Source organism: Streptomyces sp. NPDC002888, from assembly GCF_042888465.1.
Classification (GTDB): Bacteria; Actinomycetota; Actinomycetes; order Streptomycetales; family Streptomycetaceae; genus Streptomyces.
The window spans coordinates 284,723-303,849 of sequence record NZ_JBIAPU010000003.1; the positions used below are offsets into that span (position 1 = coordinate 284,723).

The following is a 19,127-nucleotide window of genomic DNA, read 5'->3' on the forward strand; positions in this document are numbered from 1 at the left end:
GAAGGGGAACCCGCCCGATGACGCGCAACTGGCGCCGTAGACCCGGCCGTCGGGCCACCGCGGCGCTGCTCGCGAGCGCCATCGCCGCGACCGGCATCGCCTACGCCGGATTCGAACTGTCCGGCGACGCACCGCACGACACGGCCCGTGACGACCACCGGACGAAGACGGTCAGCGAGTCCAGCGCCCTCACCCAGGCCGCCCGCACGCGCCGGAGCGTCGAGGTCACAGCGGCGCGCACCGCGTCCTCGACCACGTGGGCACGGCCGGACGGCCTGATGACGAAGCGGCTGTACTCCTCCCCGATCAGGGCCAGGGTGGACGGCGAGTGGCGGAAGATCGACCCGAGCCTGCACCGCACCGAGGAGGGCTGGGAGCCCAAGGCCACCAACACCCGAATGGTGTTCTCCGCCGGGGCCGAAGGCCGGAGCGAGCAGCGCTCCTCCCGCTCGGCCGTGCGGCGCGTCTCCCTCGTCGGGACGGTCGCCGCCGACACGGGGACACCGCTGGCCACGCTGTACGTGGGCGGCGGTGACTACGCGATCCAGCTGACCTGGCCGGGCGCCGTGCCCACGCCCGTCGTCGACGGCAACCGGATCCTGTACCCGGAGATCATCCCCGGCGGCGACCTGGTGCTCACCGCGGATGACGACGGTTTCGGCCAGGTCTTCGTCGTGAAGAACCGTCAGGCGGCCGCGGACCCGCGCGTACAGCAGCTCACCTACGGTCTGCACTCGGCCGACCTGACGTTTCGGCTCGATCCGCTCACCGGCATGGTCAGCGCCGAGAGCGCGGACGGCGACGAGGTCGCGGTGTCCCCCACTCCGCTGATGTGGGACAGCAGCGGCACCCCGGCCGTCACCGACGGCAAGGTCGGCGCCACCGCCCAGCCGACTGAGCCGGAGTCCCCGAATGCGACGGACTCCACGAGCGAGTCGCCCTCGGACACCGCGAGCCCCTCCGAGGAGGCGGTCGAGTCCGACGAGCAGAGCGACACCGACATCGAGGTGCTGCCCTCGGCGACGGACGAACCGGGGCCCGCGGTGTCGGAATCCCCGCTGCCCTCAGCTCCGGCGGAGGCGGCACCCGCCCCCTCGCAGACCGGTTCATCCGCCACCCTGAGCCTGCCCTCGCTGGACGGCCCGTCCCCCGACTCACGCGGCGAACTGGTCGAGGCGGACCTGGCCTCGGGCACGTGGACCCTCACCCCCAACCAGGAGTTTCTGGACGACCCGGCCACCACCTACCCGGTCTTCATCGACCCGTCGATCAAGAAGCACACCCAGAACTGGACCACCGCCTACAACCGCCACCCCAACGCCACCTTCTACAACGGCAAGGGCTTCAACAAGGGCGGCACCCACGAGGCCCGCGTCGGCTTCGAATCCGACACCTGGGGGACGTCGCGGTCGTACTTCAACATCTCCTTCGACAAGGGCCTCAGGGGCGCCAAGATCACCAGCGCCAAGCTGCGGATGCTGGAGACCTACTCCTGGTCGTGCCAGTCCCGCTCGATGAGCGTGCACCTCACCGGCGGGATCGACGCGCACACCAACTGGAAGAACGCGCCCAAGCTGCACGACGGCAACAAGCTCGCCACCAAGAGCTTCGCGCACGGCTACAAGTCCGGCTGCCGGGACGCCTTCGAGACCTTCGACGTGAAGAAGGGCGCCCAGAAGGCCGCCGACAAGGGTCAGACCATGATCACCTTCGGGGCGCGCGCCCGGGACGAGCACGCCCAGTACGCGTGGAAGAAGTTCCAGGCCGACGGTGACTACGCCCCGACGCTGGAGCTCGTCTACAACCGCAAGCCCACCATCACCTCCAACTCCCTCGACCTCGGCCCGGACGGCAAGTGCACCACCGCCAAGCCGTACGTCCGCATGGGCTCCGGCGACCTGACCTTCACGGCCAAGGGCAGCGACAAGGACAAGAACCTCGACTACTTCGACTTCGACCTTTGGCAGACCGGCCAGTGGGACACCACCGGCGACCTGCTGAAGTCGACCGGCAAGGTGTCCGCGGGCGGCGACACCGACACAGCACTACGGACCACTCAAGGGTTCTCCACCAGCCGCCTCACGAGCGGCGCCACGTACTCATGGCGTGTCCGGGCCGTAGACGACGCGGGCAGCACCTCCGACTGGTATCCCAAGACGCCCTGCCGGTTCGTGCTGGACACCACCGCTCCCCGGCCGCCGAAGGTGTCCTCCACGGACTACCCCAACGCCGACGGCAGCGAGAACGGCTTCGGCAACGACGGGGAGGACGCCAACTGGTCCACCAAGAAGTTCGGCACGCCCGGGTCGTTCACGGTGCGCGCCCTGAACACCGACGTCGTGCGCTACGAGTACGGCTTCAACTCGGCCAGCTACACCGGCAGTCTCACCCGCACCAACGGGACGGCCGCCACCGTCAGTGCCGTCATCGCGGGCGCCAAGCCGCCGACGGCCGGCCCGAACGTGCTCTACGTCCGTGCCGTCGACGGCGCGGGCAACATCTCCGAGCCCACGAGGTACTTCTTCTACGTCTCCCCGCGCGACCAGGCCGACACCCCCGGCGACTTCACCGGCGACAAGCTGCCCGACATGATGGTCGTCACCGAGGGCGGCAACCTCGCCCTCTACCCGTCGCAGGCCACCCCGTCCGACCCCAACACCGGCTCCGGCGACCTCGACTACTCCATGTCCGGTGCCTACCGGGCCAACCCGGACAAGGACCCCAACGGCGACGACCTGCCGCCGTACGTGGCCGCACCCAACGGGCACTTCAAGGGCGCGCTGATCACGCACAACGGTGACATCTACGGCGGCGACGGCCTCCAGGACCTCGTGGTCCGGGTCGGAGGCAGGCTCTGGGTGTACCCCGGCGACGGCTACGGCGCGGTCGACATCGACAAGCGCCGGGAGATCCTGCTGCCGGCGGGTGCTCCGAGCCCTTCCGCCCTCACCCGGATCGTGGCCGCGGGCGACATCACCGGCGACGGCCGCACCGACTTCCTCGCGACCGTCGGCGACGAGTTGTGGGCGTTCACCGGGTATCACGGGGCGACGGTCGAACAGGCGATCCGTCTCTCCGGCTCCGCCTGGACCGACCGTGACCTGGTCACCGTCATGGACGTCAGCGGCGACGGCGTCGCCGACATGGTCTATCGCAGCGACACTTCCGCGCGCTTGCTGCTGCGCAGGGGCATCGCCGCGAGCAGCGGAGGAACCGACCTGAACTCCCTGGCGGCGGCCGCGAACTCCGCCGACGGCGAGGACAGCGTGTACGGCTCCTCCGGCTGGTCGGCCACCAGCGTCCCGCTCATCATGGGCACGCCTGACGTCAACGGCGACTCCGTCCCCGACGTGTGGACCGTGCGCTCGGACGGGTCCGTGCGGTTCTACGCCGGCGGCAAGACCGTTCTGCCCGGCGGAGGCACGGAGGTCGTCGCGGCGGCGAGTTCCTGGGCGACGCGCATCGCGATCGGATAGCTGGAGGGCTTCCCGCCGAGGGCCGCTGGACCCCGTCCGGCGGCCCTCGGCCTGTGTCTGCCCGGCATCGCCGTCTCACCCACCTGATCTGATGGCATGTCAGGTCAGGTCAGGGGTCGTACGAGCCGGGGAGGCCATCTGGGTGGCCCGCATGCTCGCTGTACGAGTAAGGCCCCGCTCCCCGATTATCCGGGGAGCGGGGCCTCGGCCGTTCGCTCAAAACGCTCGCTCAGAACGCTCGCTCAGAACTCTCCGCGTTCGAGGATCAGGTCGTGCTCCCCCTCGATCTCCTGGTCCGCCGTCAGGTGGAGGTGGGCGCCGTCGGTGACGCCGTCCTGGGCGAGGGTCAGGAGGTGGCGGGCGAGGGAGACCAGGCCGGCGGGGTTCGCCTTGATGGCGACCTCCGTCGCGCTGACCTTCAGCTCGATCTCGAAACCGTCCTCCCAGGCGAAGCGGAGGGCCTCGCCGGGGCGGTGGTCGGGGACATCGATCGTGCGATCCATCAGTTCATCGTTTCTATTCGAGGTAGATGTGGCGGTTCTCGACGATCATCATCTTGCCGGGCTTCCTCGGGTTCGGTACCAGCCGCTCGAAGTTCATGTGCGGTCCGCCGCCGTGCTGGCCGGTGATGTCCGTCTCTCCCATGCGGGCGACACGGGTTCCGTCCGCGGAGACGTACCGTCCGCTGCCGGCCACCGGCTCGGTGTAGCCCGGGCCGAGCCACCGCTCCGCCGCGTCGAGGACCTCATCGGTCGGCATCCGCGTGTTGTTCACGGGGTGGCCGTCCTCGTCGACCTTGCGGTACGAGGTCCACGGGTCACAGGGCGTGGAGTTGTGGACCAGCACCGGGGTCGAGCCGGCCAGCACGTAGTACGTGTGCAGGTCGTCGACCGTCAGGTTGTACGTCCGGGTGTGCCCGGTGAACGGGCGGTTGCCCGTCACGACGACGGTGTCGCCCTTGTCGGTGCGCAGGCTCATGCCCGGCTTGAGGTCCCTCGCGGCCACCCAGTTCTTCGCGGACGGCGACCAGAACGGGTGCTCGTGCGTGGCGGTGAGCTTCTCGATGCCGTCCCGTGTGGCGATGGACAGCTCGTTGAAGTACTTGTCGCCGTCCGTGCGGATGAGGCGGGTGACCTTCCGGGCGGCCGTCTTTCCGGTCTCCGGGTCGGTCGCCAGGACCTGGTCGCCGAGTTCGACGTCCTCGATGTCCTTGGTGGAGCCGTCGGCCATGAGCACGTCGGTGCCGGCCAGGAAGCAGTTGTTGCACCTGGGGGTCTTCCCGGCGTCGGTGGCCGCGTCGACGACGTCGTCCGCCTTCTTGGCCTTGCCCAGCTTCAGGAGCTTGAAGACCTTGCCCCACGGCAGGTCCGCGGCCATGGGCCCGCAGTTGCCCCAGGACACGTCGTCCTTGCACTGACCGGCCTGCTCGGTGTCGAAGACGAAGAAGTTGAACAGGTCCTTGGCCTGCTGCTTCCTCCGGTTCTCGCCGAGCGGGGCGATGCCGTTGTAGATGCCGTACTTGCCGACCGAGACGTACGTCTTGGCCTTCAGGCGCCCGGCGGTGTGGGTGTAGGTGAACAGCGTGGAGCCGTCGGAGCGGGACGTCATGTCCTGCTGCACCATGTGCTGGACCCAGTGGCCCTTGCTGTCCTGGGTGAACCACTCCCTGGTGCCGGGCGGGCAGCCGCCGCCCCCCTCGCACACGCCGACGGGACGCAGGCCGTCCGGGTCGGAGGTCGAGATCGGGCTGTTGCGGGAGTACGCGTAGCCGTTGATCTGGAGCGGGTCGGCGAAATCGATGACCGGGTCCGCGGAGAGGAAGCGGCCGGAGGTCTGGTCGTACTCGCGGGCGCCGATGTGGGTGAGGCCGGTGGCCGCGTCGTCGATGCCGGTGCCCAGGTAGCCGCGCTTGTTGGGCCAGCTCGCCGGCTTGGTGCCGCGGTTCTCGCCGTACGGCTTGAAGGCGCGGCGGGTGACGGCTTGGCCGGAGGCGATGTCCACCGAGGTGTCGGAGGTGCCGAGGTGGTCGGCGAGCAGGACGCCGAGCTTGTGGCCGGTCGTCGCCCCGTTGGTGGTGGTGCGGACGACGGTGGGCGCGCCGGCCTGGGCGTAGGACCTGGACGCGCGGGTGATGGTGCCCGCCGTGTCCGTGGTCAGCTCCGTGTCACCCAGGTACAGGGTGGATCCGGAGGGGGAGTTCTCCAGGATGCGGTTGCCGTCGGCGTCGTAGACGTAGGTCGTCTTCTTGCCGTCGTCGGTGATCGACTCCAGCTTGTTCTCGGAGGACCAGACGAGGTCCTGCGTGGTGGTGGACAGGTCGCGGACGGTGGTGTTGCCCGTCGCGTCGTAGGTGTAGGCGCTGCCCTTGCCGGAAGGGGTGGAGGTGATCCACGTCATCGTGTGCGGCTGCGTCGAGTTCTTGCCGTAGCCGTAGGAGTACGTGACGTTCTTCGTCGCGTCCGCCGTGTCGTGGTCCGTCGAAGTCGCCCGGTTGCCGATCCAGTCGAAGGTGAACGACTGGCGGTAGGCGGCGGTGCCGGTGGCGACGGTGGTGGCGTCCGGGGCGGCGGCCGCGAGCGTCGACGTCAGCACCGAGTCGGGGCTCAGGGCGTCCGTGCCCTCGTCGGGGGCGTCGGCGACCGGGCCGGAGGAGGGCGCGTAGTCGGTGCGGTGGCCCCACGCCGTGCCGTTGGCCGTCTTGCAGCCGGTGCCGGTGCCGGTCGGGGTGATCTTCGACGTCCAGGCGTGCACCAGCTCGCCCATGACGTCGTAGGTGAAGCACTGGGTGTCCCAGGCCGCGTCCGACAGCTGGCGGGCGTTGGAGGTGATGGTGCCGGAGGCGTCGTAGGAGTAGTAGCCGTCGGTGATGCGGTGCGGGCCCGAGGTCTCGCGGTCGGTCACCGTGCGCTGGAGGCGGCCGGTGTGCGGGTCGACGAAGTTCGTCGTCCACACCCGGTAGGGCTGTGAGCCGGAGACCGTGCGCAGCACCTCGCCGTAGGGCGAGTAGGTGGCGTCGGCCGTGTACCAGGTGAGACCGGAGGTCGACTCGGCGAGGCCGTCACGGTTGTAGCGGGTGACGACCTTCTCGCTCTTCAGGCCGCCCTTCGCGGGCAGGGTGACGGACTGGGGCTTGCCGGTGGGCGTGTAGGTGTAGGCGTAGGCGTACGTGCCGGACAGGCCGGTGGTCAGGGAGTTGGCCGGGACGACCGTCTCGCTGCCGGTGACGCGGTATTCGGAGTCGTAGCCGGTGACGCGGTTGACGTAGTCGCCGCCGTCGGTGTGGCGGATCGCGGCGGTCTGCTTGCCGAGCCCGCCGGGCGACTCGTCGTAGGTGTACTCCTTGGCCGGGGTCGCCGTGGCGGAGCCCCGCCGCACGTACCGCGCCCGGCCCAGCACGTCGTACTCGGTGAACGTCTCCTGCTGTCGCGCGTTCTTCACTCGGTTCGCGCGGTCGGCGGCGTCGTACCAGGTGTCCGTGGTGCCGGTGTCGGGGTCGGTGGCGGACGTGACCCGGCCGCGGGCGTCGTACACGTAGGACCAGACGTTGCCCGCCGGGTCGGTGACCTTGCTGCGCAGGCCGCGGGCGTCGTAGTCGTACGTCGTGGTGCGGCCGTTGGTGGAGTCGGAGTCGCCCTTGCTGTAGTGCTTGATCGAGGTGACCCGGCCGAGGGCGTCGTAGTAGGTCCGGGTGCGCGGGGTCGTGGAGCCCACCGGGTCCACGTAGGTGCTGGTGTCGCTGTAGCTGGTGTAGGTGGCGTGCTTGTAGTCGCCGCCGTGGTAGGTCGAGGCGCGGACCTCGCGCTCGAGGCCGTCGTAGCGGTGCTTGACGTAGCTGGGGATCAGCGTCTTGGACCGGGGCGCGAACAGCTCGGTGCTCGGCTCGCCCTTGGCCAGGTAGGAGGCGGTCTTCTCGTCGACCAGGCCGTGGTCGTTGTAGGAGGTGTCCACGACGATCCGGCCGGGGCCGTGGGCCTCGGTCTGCTTCTGGACCTCGCGCTGGAGACCGTCGTAGAGGGTGATGTCGCGGGCGTAGGTGCCGTCGTCCTTGAGCCTCTGGACGGTGACCGCGGCCGGGCGGTTCTGGTCGGGGGTGGCCACCGCCATCTGGTAGGTGATCTGCACGGACGGCGACTGGCCGACGGACTGACGCGAGGGCGACCAGCCCTTCACCAGCCGGCCGAGGGCGTCGTACTCGTTGCGGGTGACGCGGCCGTTGGGGTCGGTGAGCGTCAGGGCCAGGCCGCGTCCGGGGTCGTAGGTCGTGGTGGTGGTGTGGCCCTTGGCGTTGATCGACTTGACCTCGGTGACGGGGCCGCCCGCGTCGGCGGGGGTGTACTGGGTCTCCGTGGTGCCGGTGCCGGGGGCCGTGACGGTGCGCACCCGGCCGAGCGGGTCGTACACCGTCTTCACCAGGAACGACTGCGCCGTGCCGGCCCCGTCGTTCTCGGCCTTGGAGGTGACCAGGCCCTTGGTGGGCGCGTCGCCGTAGGTGAGGTTGTCGTAGGTGTTCTGCTCGATCGACTTGACCCGGGTGGCCGGGTCGGCCGCGGCCTGGGTGGCGCAGCTGGTGCCGGTGACGCGCTGCTCCTTGGCCAGGCCGATCAGCCAGGCCGAGGTGTTGTGCACGTACGACGTGGTGGTGCAGGTCTGGTCGGAGAGGGTCTCGGAGCTGCCGTTGGGCTTGACGACGGCCGTCTCCACCTGGAGGGGCAGGCCGTAGGTGTCGTCGACCGTGGTGGTCCTGCGCACGGCACGCCAGGTCGGGTCCGCCGTCTGGATCTCGTCGGTGCGCTTGACGCCGACGCGGTGGGCGAGCAGCGGCTCGCCGGCCGTCCCGTCCTCGTTCTCCCGGGCGCGGGAGGCGGTCTGCTTGGAGTAGGGGAAGGTCAGGGCGCGCTTTTGGACCTTGCCGTCGGAGTTCAGGTAGGTGATGACCTCGGCGGTCATGCCCCCGAACTGCGGTGCGTCGTCGGCGAGGAGGGTGTGGGCGCCGGTGGAGTCCTTGACCTCGCCGCCGACGCCCTGGAAGTAGCGCGTGACGGTGTACGACTGGGCGTTGACGTCGCCCTGTTCCGAGACGGTCTTGCCGCCCTTGCGGACGGAGACCTGCCGGTAGCCCTTCCAGTCGCTGTAGGTGCGCAGTGCCGGGCGGGTGAACTCGTCGTCGCTCTTGGCCCAGGCGGAACCGGAGTACTTGTACGTGGTGACGACGGGCTTGCCGTGCGAGGTGACCTTGTCGGTCTCGGTGACGGAGGAGACGACGTACTTGTTGAACCAGGACTTCGCGGGTGTCTTCTCGTCGCCGTCGGGGGACCAGCGCACCGGGTAGCAGGTGCCGTTGCTGCGGCCCTTGTCCTCGGACGGCTCGCTCGCGCAGCCGCCGGTGTACTCGACCTCGATGTCGCCGCCGTACTCGGTGGAGACGGTGCCGATGCGGGGGCGGGTGAAGCCGGGGCGCTGGTCGCTCTTGCCGGTGAGGACCAGGTTGGGCAGCTGGCGGTCCTTCAGCCGGGTGTGCAGCGGCGAGGTGGAGCCGACGGTGTACGCGGAGAAGCTGACGCCGTCCTTGGACTGCTGGGTGCCGGTGCTGTCACCGGGTGCGTAGCCGGTGCGGGTGATGGAGTTCAGCCACAGGCCGGGCGCGGTGTCGTACCAGTCCTCCGGGAAGGACTGGTGGAGCGTGTACCTGTCGACGGATCCCAGGCCGGTCTGTCCCGCCCGCGCCGCCTTGGTGGTCACCGTGTCCAGGCGCATCTGCGTCCAGAACGACGGGAAGGCCGGGCAGAGCTTGGAGGTGGACTTGCAGTTGAGGTTGCCGGGGGTGTCCCACCAGGGCCGGTAGGCGCCCGGGTCGTCCGTCTTGGCGAAGTTGGCCGAGTCGCAGGCGGTCGCGGACTTCAGGCAGCGCTGCTCGACGCCGAACTCGACCTTCGCGGACGGCTTGGTGAGGTCGCTGCGCATGCCGTACTCGATGACGGTCGGGTAGGCGGCGCGGTCGTACTGCTCGGGCGTCTTGAACTTCTTGCGGACGGCGTAGTAGTTCGACTCCTGCTTCCAGGTGACGACCATCATGTTGCCGTGGATGTCGACGACCTTGTCCAGGCCCCAGCGCCAGGCCTGCTGCTTGCCGGCGCCGCAGCGGGAGTCGGTGAAGGCGTCGGCGTGGCAGGGCTCCTTCGGGTGGTTGCCGAATACGGGCACGGTGGAGACGGAGTTGGTGTCGGCGTGGCCACCGCCGACCTGGTTCTGGCCGTAGTAGTACTTCGTGCCGTCCCGGGTCGTGACGACCCAGTACTCACCGTTGTTGTCGTCGTTGGTGGCGCCGACCTTGTGCTCGACGCGTGTGCCGTCGTCCTGCATCAGGCGGTAGGTCTCGGTGTCCGACTCGGGGTCGCTGCCCGAGGCGGCGGCGCGGACCAGCTCGGTGGTCTTCCCGTTGAGGGACATCACCGCGTTGTACGACACCCAGCACAGGTCGGACGTCTTGTCCTTCTTCGCCGTGTTGTTGGGCGTGCCGGAGTCGAGCGTCTTGCGGTCGTCCTTGCAGGTGCGGTAGCGGCGCTCGATGTAGCCGGCGTCGTAGGTCCAGCCCTCGCCGAGCCAGGACGCCTGGGGCGAGGAGACCGCGGTGCGGCCGTCCACGGTCTGCGAGTTGTACTCGAAGGAGACCTTGGGGGCGGGGCCCGCGGGCGCCGGCGGGATGGTCAGCGGGTAGGACCAGGTGAACGCGCCCGACGATCCGGCCACCTCCCACTTGCCGTCGGAGGCGAGCGGGGTCGCCTTGAAGGTGCCGCCGTTGCCGGTGCCGGAGTCGACGGCGCCGACGACGGCGGTGTCGCCGGTGGCGGCGACCGGGGTCGCGGAGGTCGAGTCACGGTAGGCGGCCTGGAACGCACCGGAGCCGGTGGACGAGGCGGCCGACGGTGCCGAGGCGGGCGTGACCGTGCCGTCGGCGGCCGGGTCGACGGTGGCGGTGAGGGAGTTGGACGCCGTGTCGTTGGTGGTCTCCAGCTCCTCGTACGTCTGGCACGCCTCGTCGTCCGGCGTGGTCAGGTAGCACTCGGGGAACTGCACGAAGCGCAGCCGGGAGGCCCAGTCGGCACCATAGAGGCTCTCGAACTTCGTGTAGTCGAGCTTCACGGAGACGGGGACCGCGCCGGTGGCCGGGGCCTGCACCTTGAGGACGGCGCCGTCGACTCCCTGGCTGACGGCGGAGGTGCGGTCCGGGATGGTGACCTGCCAGGTCCCGGTGGGCACCGGCTGGTCGGGGGCCTGGCCGAGGCTGACGGGGAGGGTTCCCACGGGGCTCAGGGCGACCTGCTGGGCCGAGGCCGAGGCGGAGGAGCGCAGGGCCGTCGGTGTCGTGGCCGGTGCGCCGAAGGTCACCGAGCCCGCCAGGTTGGACGGCGGGGTCGTGGTGTTGGTCGGTGCCGCGAGCAGGTCGTCGGGTATCGCGCCCTTGAGGGTGTCGAGGTGACGGGAGAACACCTTGCCCTCGACGGGCACCTCGTTCTCCAGCTGCTCCAGCGGAACCGTTTCCCGGCCGCTCTCGTCGTACGACGGGTTGGGATCGGGCGGCAGCGCCAGCGACTGGGTGGGCAACAGCCCCACCAGCAGGGCGGCTGCCACGGTCGGTATGGCGGTGCGTGCCACGCTGCGGCGGGCATGCGGAAGGCGGCGGCCGAACACGAAGAGGTTCCCCCGGAACACTCGAAGCGGGGCCGGTGACGGACCACGCGCGATGACTTTCAGACAGCGCAGATTCTGTGGTCACTTTGTGAACGAACGCCAGCGCGATCGTGTTCATGTGAACACGATCACAGTCCGTAACGGTTCATCACGCCGCATTCGCACTTCTTACTGAAAACTTACCTCCAAGGGGCCAAAACCGGCCAGCGACTGCCCCTTCTGACGGAAAATCAGCCGCTTTCGAACCGGTATCACCGGCCGGTCGCCCTCCGTGGCGCACACGCCTCCGTGGCGCCCCGCGCGATGGCCGCGGATCTTCACAGGGTGACGACAGCACCTTCATGAGTCATCATCAGCCGTCCGGTGGGGGCATGTCCGGTGGGGGCACTGCGTACGGTCCGCCGGCTCTCAGGGGGAAGGGGAACCCGCCCGATGACGCGCAACTGGCGTCGCAGACCCGGCCGTCGGGCCACCGCGGCACTGCTCGCGAGCGCCATCGCCGCGACCGGCATCGCCTACGCCGGATTCGAACTGTCCGGCGACGCACCGCACGACAAGGCCGGCGGCGACCGCCGGACCAAAACAGTCGGCGAGTCCACCGCCCTCACGCAGGCCGCCCGCACGGGCCGGAGCGTCGAGGTCACGACGGCGCGCACCGCGTCCTCGACCACGTGGGCACGGCCGGACGGCCTGATGACGAAGCGGCTGTACTCCTCCCCGGTCCGGGCCAAGGTGGACGGCGAGTGGCGGAAGATCGACCCGAGCCTGCACCGCACCGAGGAGGGCTGGGAGCCCAAGGCCACCAACACCCGGATGGTGTTCTCCGCCGGGGCCGAAGGCCGCGGCGAGCAGCGCTCCTCCCGCTCGGCCGTGCGGCGCGTCTCCCTCGTGAAGACCGCCGCCACCGCCGACACCGGAACACCGCTGGTCACGCTGTACGTGGGCGGCGGTGACTACGCGATCCAGCTGACCTGGCCTGGAGCCGTGCCCACGCCCGTCGTCGACGGCAACCGGATCCTGTACCCGGAGATCTTCCCCGGCGGTGACCTGGTGCTGGTCGCCGACGACGACGGGTTCGGCCAGGTCGTCGTGGTGAAGAACCGTCAGGCGGCCGCCGATCCGCACGTACAGCAGCTCGCCTACGGCCTGCACTCGGCCGACCTGACCTTCCGGCTCGACCCGGTCAGCGGCGTGGTCAGCGCCGAGAGCGCCTACGGCGACGAGGTCGCTGTCTCCCCCACTCCGCTGATGTGGGACAGCAGCGGAGCCCCGGCCGTCACCGACGGCACCGTCGGCGCGACCGCCCAGCCGACCACGTCCGAGTCCCCGGACCCGACGGACTCCACGAGCGAGTCGCCCTCGGACACCGCGAGCCCCTCCGAGGAGGCGGTCGAGTCCGACGAGCAGAGCGACACCGACATCGAGGTGCTGCCGTCGGCGAGCGACGGACCCGAGCCGACGGTGGCGGAGTCCCCGCTGCCCTCAGCTCCGGCCGAGCCGACCCCCGATGCCTCGCAGACCGGTTCCTCCGCGACCCTGAGCCTGCCCTCCCTGGAGGGTCCGTCCCCCGACTCGCGCGGCGACCTCGTGGAGGCGGACCTCTCCGGGGGCCAGTGGACGCTCACCCCCGACCAGGACTTCCTGAACGACCCGGCCACCACTTACCCGGTCTTCATCGACCCGTCGGTCAAGAAGCACACGCAGAACTGGACCACCGCCTACAACCGGCACCCCAACGCCACCTTCTACAACGGCAAGGGCTTCAACAAGGGCGGCACCCACGAGGCCCGCGTCGGCTTCGAATCCGACACCTGGGGCACCTCGCGCTCCTTCTTCAACATCTCCTTCGACAAGGGCCTCAAGGGCACCAAGATCACCAGCGCCAAGCTGCGGATGCTGGAGACCTATTCCTGGTCGTGCCAGTCCCGCTCGATGAGCGTGCACCTCACCGGCGAGATCGACGCGCACACCAACTGGAAGAACGCGCCCAAGCTGCACGACGGCAACAAGCTCGCCACCAAGAGCTTCGCGCACGGCTACAAGTCCGGCTGCCGGGACGCCTTCGAGACCTTCGACGTGAAGAAGGGCGCCCAGAAGGCCGCCGACAAGGGCGAGGACATGATCACCTTCGGGCTGCGCGCCCGGGACGAGCACGCCCAGTACGCGTGGAAGAAGTTCCAGGCCAACGGCGACTTCGCGCCCGTGCTCGACCTGGTCTACAACCGCAAGCCGTCGATCGTCTCCAACTCCCTCGACCTCGGCCCGGACGGCAAGTGCACCACCACCACGCCGTACGTCCGCATGGGCTCCGGTGACCTCACCTTCACCGCCAAGGCCGCCGACAAGGACAAGAACCTCGACTACTTCGACTTCGACCTGTGGCAGACCGGCCAGTGGGACACCACCGGCGACCTGCTGAAGTCGACCGGCAAGGTGTCCGCGGGCGGCGACGGCGACACCGCGCTGCGCACGACGTCCAAGTTCTCCACGAGCGGCCTGAAGAGCGGTGCCACGTACTCCTGGCGGGTGCGGGCGGTCGACGACGCGGGCACCACCTCCGGCTGGTACCCGAAGACGCCGTGCCGGTTCGTGCTGGACACCACCGCTCCCCGGCCGCCGAAGGTGTCCTCCACGGACTACCCCAACGCCGACGGGAGCGAGAACGGCTTCGGCAACGACGGGGAGGACGCCAACTGGTCCACCAAGAAGTTCGGCACGCCCGGGTCGTTCACGGTGCGCGCCCTGAACACCGACGTCGTGCGCTACGAGTACGGCTTCAACTCGGCCAGCTACACCGGCAGCCTCGCCCGCACCAACGGCACGGCCACGAGCGTCAGCGGCACCATCTCGGGCGCCAAGCCGCCGACCGCCGGCCCGAACGTGCTGTACGTCCGTGCCGTCGACAGCGCGGGCAACGTCTCCGAGGCCACGAAGTACTTCTTCTACGTCACCCCGCGCGACCAGGCCGACACCCCCGGCGACTTCACCGGCGACAAGCTGCCCGACATGATGGTCGTCACCGAGGGCGGCAACCTCGCCCTCTACCCCTCCCAGGCGACGACCGACCTGACCAAGGGCTCCGGGGACCTGGACTACTCGATGCCGGGCGCCTACCGGGCCAACCCCGAGAAGGACCCCAACGGCGACGACCTGCCGCCGTACGTGGCCGCACCCAACGGGCACTTCAAGGGCGCCCTGATCACCCACAACGGCGACATCTACGGCGGCGACGGACTCCAGGACCTCGTGGTCCGGGTCGAGGGCAAGCTCTTCGTCTACCCCGGCGACGGCTACGGCGCGGTCGACATCGACCGCCGCCAGGAGATCCTGCTGCCCGCGGGCGCGCCCAGCCCGTCGACCCTCACCCAGATCGTCGCCGCGGGCGACATGACCGGTGACGGCCGCACCGACTTCCTCGCCACCGTGGGAGACGCCCTGTGGGCGTTCACCGGCTACCACGGCGCCACCATCGACCAGGCCATCCGCCTGTCCTCCTCCCCGTGGACCGAGCGCGACCTGGTGACCGTCATGGACGTCAGCGGCGACGGCGTCACCGACGTCGTCTACCGCACCGACGCCTCCTCCCGGCTGCTGCTGCGCAAGGGCATCGCCGCGAGCGGGGGCGGGGTCGACCTCAACTCCCTGGCGGCAGGCGCGAACTCCGCCGGCGGCGCGGACACCGAGTACGGCGCGGCCGGCTGGTCCAGCGCCAGCATCCCGCTGCTGATGGGCACGCCCGACGCCAACGGCGACGCCGTACCCGACATCTGGACCGTCCGCTCCGACGGGTCCGTCCGCTTCTACTCCGGCAGCAAGACCGTCCTGTCGGGCTCCGGAACGGAGATCGTCGGCGCGGCGAGCTACTGGAAGACCCGCATCGCCATCGGTTAGCCCACCGGGCCACCCGCAGCACCAGATCGAGGGCCGTCGGACTCCACGTCCGGCGGCCCTCGGCCTGTCTGCCCCGGCACGGCCGCCCGTCCACCTAATCTGATGGCATGTCAGATGAAGAGTCGTACGAGCTGCTCGGCTTCGACAACGTGCTGTTGCCGGTCGGGGACATCGGCGAAGCCGTGAGGTTCTATGAGCGCGCCGGGTTCGCCCTCGGCTTCCGGTTCGACGAGGCCGGGATCGCGCAGCTGAAGGTCGGGGGTGAGACGCCGGGCATCCTGTTGCGCGAGGAGCCAGAGTTGGGGCACCGGCCGCCGCCGTGGCCGTCTCCGCAGGTGTGGCTGGAGGTTCCGGACGCGAAGGTGGCGGCGCGGAGGCTGGCCGAGGCGGGGATCCCGGCGTACGACGGGCCCTTTTCCGTCGCCACCGGGTGGACCGTCGAGGTCGCCGATCCCTGGGGCAACGTCATCGGCTTCACGGACTACTCCAAGCGGCCGGAGTTGGGCCGCAGGAGCTGACATCACCCCCGGCCTCGAAGTCTGTTGAACGTGTTCAAAAACAGGTCTAGAGTCTCCCCTGTCAGCGTTTTGAACGCGTTCAAGAAGGGGTGGGGCATGGACCGCACCGTCATCGCCTACGTCATCTACCTGGTCGTCAGCATCGGGCTGACCATCTGGGTGGCCCGCACGCTCAGCCGCAACGGGCGGATCTTCCTGGCCGACGTCCTGCACGGCAACGAGAAGCTCGCCGACGCCGTCAACCACCTCCTGGTGGTCGGCTTCTACCTCGTCAACCTCGGCTTCGTGGCGCTGTACCTGAGCGGCGACGACACCATCACGGACACGCGCCAGATCTTCGAGGCCCTGTCGACCAAGCTGGGTGTGGTGCTGCTGGTGCTCGGCGTGATGCACCTGGGCAACGTGTACGTGCTCAACCGGATCCGGCGGCGGGGCGTGATGGAGCGGGAGCAGCTGCCGCCCGTGGCTCCGCAGGGCTGGGTCGGGACGCAGGGGGCGTGAGCACCGTGACGACCACCGAGGACCGGGGCGCCGCTCGCGTCCCGGTCCGCCGGCTCACCGTTCTGTACGACGCCGAGTGCGGCCTGTGCACCCATCTGCGTGACTGGCTCGTACGACAACCCCAGCTGGTGCCGCTGGAGATGGTACCCGCGGGCTCGGCGGAGGCCCGGCGGCGCTTCCCGGACCTCGACCACCGGGCCACCCTCGACGAGGTCACCGTCGTCGGCGACTCCGGACAGGTCTACCGGGACGCCGCCGCCTGGATCGTCACCCTGTGGGCGCTGCGCGAACACCGGCCGCTCGCCCACCGGTTGAGCACCCCGGCCGGGGCCAGGCTCGCCAGGGGCGCGGTGCTCGCCGCCGCCAAGTGGCGCGGGACGCAGTGGGGCGGTCAGGTGTACCGCCGGGCGGACGGGTGGACGTACCACCCGAGCGCGGGCTGGAGCTACTCCGCGCCGGGCTGCGACAGCGGCGGCTGCGTCACTCGTTAGGCTCCTTACGTGCCTGCGAACCACGACGGCCCCGACCAGGGCCCCGCCCAGACCAAGTCCGAGCAGACCCGTGCGCTGATCCTCGAGACCGCGATGCGGCTGTTCCAGGAACGGGGGTACGACAAGACGACCATGCGGGCCATCGCCAAGGAGGCGGGGGTCTCCGTCGGCAACGCGTACTACTACTTCGAGGGCAAGGAACACCTGATCCAGGGCTTCTACGACCGCCTAGCCGCCGAGCACCGGGCGGCGGTCCGGGAGGTCCTGGAACGGGAGACCGACCTGGAGGCGCGGCTCGCGGGGGTTCTCAGGGTCTGGCTGGACGTCGCCACGCCGTACCACGAGTTCGCCGTGCAGTTCTTCAAGAACGCCGCCGACCCCGACAGCCCGCTCAGCCCCTTCTCCCCCGAGTCGGAGCACGCGCGCGTGGAGGCGATCAGCGTCCACCGGGAGGTTCTGGCCGGTGCGAAGACCAAGGTGCCGGAGGAGCTGCGGGACATCCTGCCCGAGCTGATGTGGCTCTCCCAGATGGGGCTCGTCCTGTACTGGATCTTCGATCGGACCGAGGGCCGCGAGCGGAGTTACCGGCTGGCCGAGAGGGGCGCCCGGCTCACCGCGCGCGGTGTCGTACTGGCCCGCTTCCGGGTGCTGCGGCCGCTCGTGCGGGAGGTGCACGAGCTGTTCAGGGACTTCCTGCCGGGGATGACGAAGGTGCTGCCGGATCCGGGGGGCCGGGGGCGGGGCGAGTGATCCACAGGGTGCCGCGCGGGGCCCCCTCGCCGGTCCCCGCAGCCAAGCTCAGATCCAGTCCAGCTTCCACAGCCGGAACACCCCGTCGCCGTCCGCGAGGTACTGGCCGCCGCCGACGTCGTCGTTGGTGACGACGTACTCCTTGCGTTGCCACAGCGGGATGACCGGCACGTCGGTGGCGACCGTCAGCTGGAGGTCGCGGAAGACTTCGGAGACCTGGCCGCGGTCGGCGTACTGTCGGCTGTCCCTGATGAGGTGGTCGACGGTCTTGTTGCTGTAGCCGGTGTTCATGGTGCCGTCGGTGCCGACGAGCGGGGCGGTGAAGGTGTCCGCGTCGGGGTAGTCGGCGACCCAGCCGACGGCGTACGCGTCGAGTTTGCCGGTCGCCCAGCGCTTCTGGAAGTCGGTCCACTCGTAGCCCTTGACCGTGACCTTGAACAGGCCGGTCGCCTCCAGCTGCCGCTTGATCTCCTTGGCCTCGTCGGCGGCGGAGCCGCTGCCCAGGCCGTAGCCGTAGGTGAAGCGGACGGGCAGACTCACGCCGGCCTCGGTGAGGAGTTTGCGGGCCTTCTCCGGGTCCTGCTTGGGATAGGCGTCGAAGAAGGATGTGGTGTGGCCGGTGATGCCGGTCGGGATGAGGGAGTACAGGGGGTCGACGGTGCCGTCGTAGACGGTCGCGGCGAGCTGGTCGCGGTCGATCAGCCAGGCCATGGCCCGGCGGACGCGGACGTCGTGCAGGGGTGAGCCCTTGCGGGTGTTGAAGTAGAGGTTGCGGGTCTCGGAGCTGTCGGCCTCGGAGACCCGCCTGCCGGGGTCGCCGGGGTTGAGATCGGCGAGGACCTTGGGCGGCAGCTGGCGGGTGGCGACCTCGACCTGCTTGGCGTTCCAGGCCTTGTTCAGGGCCTCGCCGTCGGCGTAGTAGCGCAGCTCGACGGGCGGGCCGGGCTTCACGGCGCCCTGGTAGTCGCCGTAGGGCTTGAGGACGGCCTTGCGGCCCTTCGTATACGCGCTCAGCTCGTACGGTCCGGTGCCGTCGACGGCGCTGCCGGTGCGCAGGGAGGCCGACGGGTAGCGGGTGTGGTCGACGATCGAACCGGCGCCGGTGGCCACCTTGAACGGGAAGGTGGCGTCGGCGGAGGTGAGGTGGAAGGTGACGGTCATGCCGTCGGCGTCCACCGAGCTGAGGGTGGAGAGGAGGGAGGCCGGGCCGACGTCGGAGTTGATCTTCTTGACCCGGTCGAAGGAGTACTTCACGTCCTCGGCCGTCATCTCGCGGCCGCTGGGGAACTTCAGTCCGGCGCGCAGTTCGCAGCGGTAGGTGCGCAGGCCGCTGCCCTGGAAGCGGCAGCTCTTCGCGGCGTCCGGCACGGGGGCGGCGCCGCCCGGCTCGAACGTCACGAGGGTCTGGAAGACGTTGCTGAAGAGGGCCCAGGAGCCGGCGTCGTAGGCGCCGGCCGGGTCGAGCGAGGTGACGGTGTCCGTCGTGCCGACCCTGATGCTCTTGCCCGAGTCCTCCTGCGACGGCAGCAGTTGCCAGCCGCCGATTCCCGCGGCCGCCAGTACCAGCAGTCCCGCGAGGATCCGCATGCGAACCGATCGCATGGTGGCGCCTCCCCAAGATGCCACTCCCCTAAGTGGCGCGGCTCACCTAACCACACGGGTTTCAGCCGGGGGAAGGGGATTCTGACGAGATGAGAAAGATCTTACCTACGGGTGTTTCGGGGGCATTTCACAGCGTCCCCACAGGGTTCACGGGGGTGTCGGCGGAACCCGTCGGTCCCGGCATCACGTCGACGCCCATCGCGTCCCTT

At 69.7% G+C, this 19,127-nt stretch carries 9 protein-coding genes; 6 read left to right on the forward strand and 3 right to left on the reverse strand.

The annotated features are described in order from the left end of the window. Window positions 1-17: 17 nt before the first annotated feature. Complete coding sequence (locus tag ACFYWX_RS06840; RefSeq protein WP_389422908.1) at window positions 18-3,476, forward strand: DNRLRE domain-containing protein; 3,459 nt, start codon at window positions 18-20, stop codon at window positions 3,474-3,476. A gap of 242 nt (window positions 3,477-3,718) precedes the next feature. Here ACFYWX_RS06840 and ACFYWX_RS06845 read toward each other — a convergent pair whose 3' ends face one another. Further along, window positions 3,719-3,979 carry a hypothetical protein gene (locus tag ACFYWX_RS06845; RefSeq protein ID WP_389422909.1) on the reverse strand — a complete coding sequence of 87 codons (261 nt, stop codon included), beginning with the start codon at window positions 3,977-3,979 and terminating at the stop codon, window positions 3,719-3,721. 13 nt (window positions 3,980-3,992) lie between these two features. Continuing rightward, window positions 3,993-11,129, reverse strand: coding sequence for a polymorphic toxin-type HINT domain-containing protein (locus ACFYWX_RS06850; protein ID WP_389422910.1), 7,137 nt, complete (start codon window positions 11,127-11,129; stop codon window positions 3,993-3,995). 468 nt (window positions 11,130-11,597) lie between these two features. On the opposite strand from ACFYWX_RS06850, the gene ACFYWX_RS06855 reads away from it, so the two are divergent. The 5 genes from ACFYWX_RS06855 to ACFYWX_RS06875 all read left to right on the forward strand — a co-directional run bounded on the left by ACFYWX_RS06855 (window position 11,598) and on the right by ACFYWX_RS06875 (window position 17,316). Beyond that, entirely contained in the window at window positions 11,598-15,056 is a 3,459-nt protein-coding gene (locus ACFYWX_RS06855) for a DNRLRE domain-containing protein (protein WP_389422911.1), read from the forward strand. Between the two features lie 107 nt (window positions 15,057-15,163). Continuing rightward, a complete protein-coding gene (locus tag ACFYWX_RS06860) occupies window positions 15,164-15,574 on the forward strand; it encodes a VOC family protein (RefSeq protein ID WP_389422912.1) in 411 nt (136 codons plus the stop codon). A 96-nt stretch (window positions 15,575-15,670) separates the two neighbouring features. Further along, on the forward strand, window positions 15,671-16,075 hold the full coding sequence (locus ACFYWX_RS06865) for a hypothetical protein (protein WP_389422913.1): 405 nt from the start codon (window positions 15,671-15,673) through the stop codon (window positions 16,073-16,075). After that, entirely contained in the window at window positions 16,072-16,566 is a 495-nt protein-coding gene (locus ACFYWX_RS06870; protein WP_389422914.1) for a thiol-disulfide oxidoreductase DCC family protein, read from the forward strand. The genes ACFYWX_RS06865 and ACFYWX_RS06870 overlap by 4 nt, the downstream gene beginning before the upstream one ends. 9 nt (window positions 16,567-16,575) lie before the next feature. Next, complete coding sequence (locus ACFYWX_RS06875; protein WP_389422915.1) at window positions 16,576-17,316, forward strand: TetR/AcrR family transcriptional regulator; 741 nt, start codon at window positions 16,576-16,578, stop codon at window positions 17,314-17,316. Between the two features lie 48 nt (window positions 17,317-17,364). Here ACFYWX_RS06875 and ACFYWX_RS06880 read toward each other — a convergent pair whose 3' ends face one another. Continuing rightward, complete coding sequence (locus ACFYWX_RS06880) at window positions 17,365-18,918, reverse strand: ABC transporter substrate-binding protein (RefSeq protein WP_389422916.1); 1,554 nt, start codon at window positions 18,916-18,918, stop codon at window positions 17,365-17,367. Window positions 18,919-19,127 lie beyond the last annotated feature (209 nt).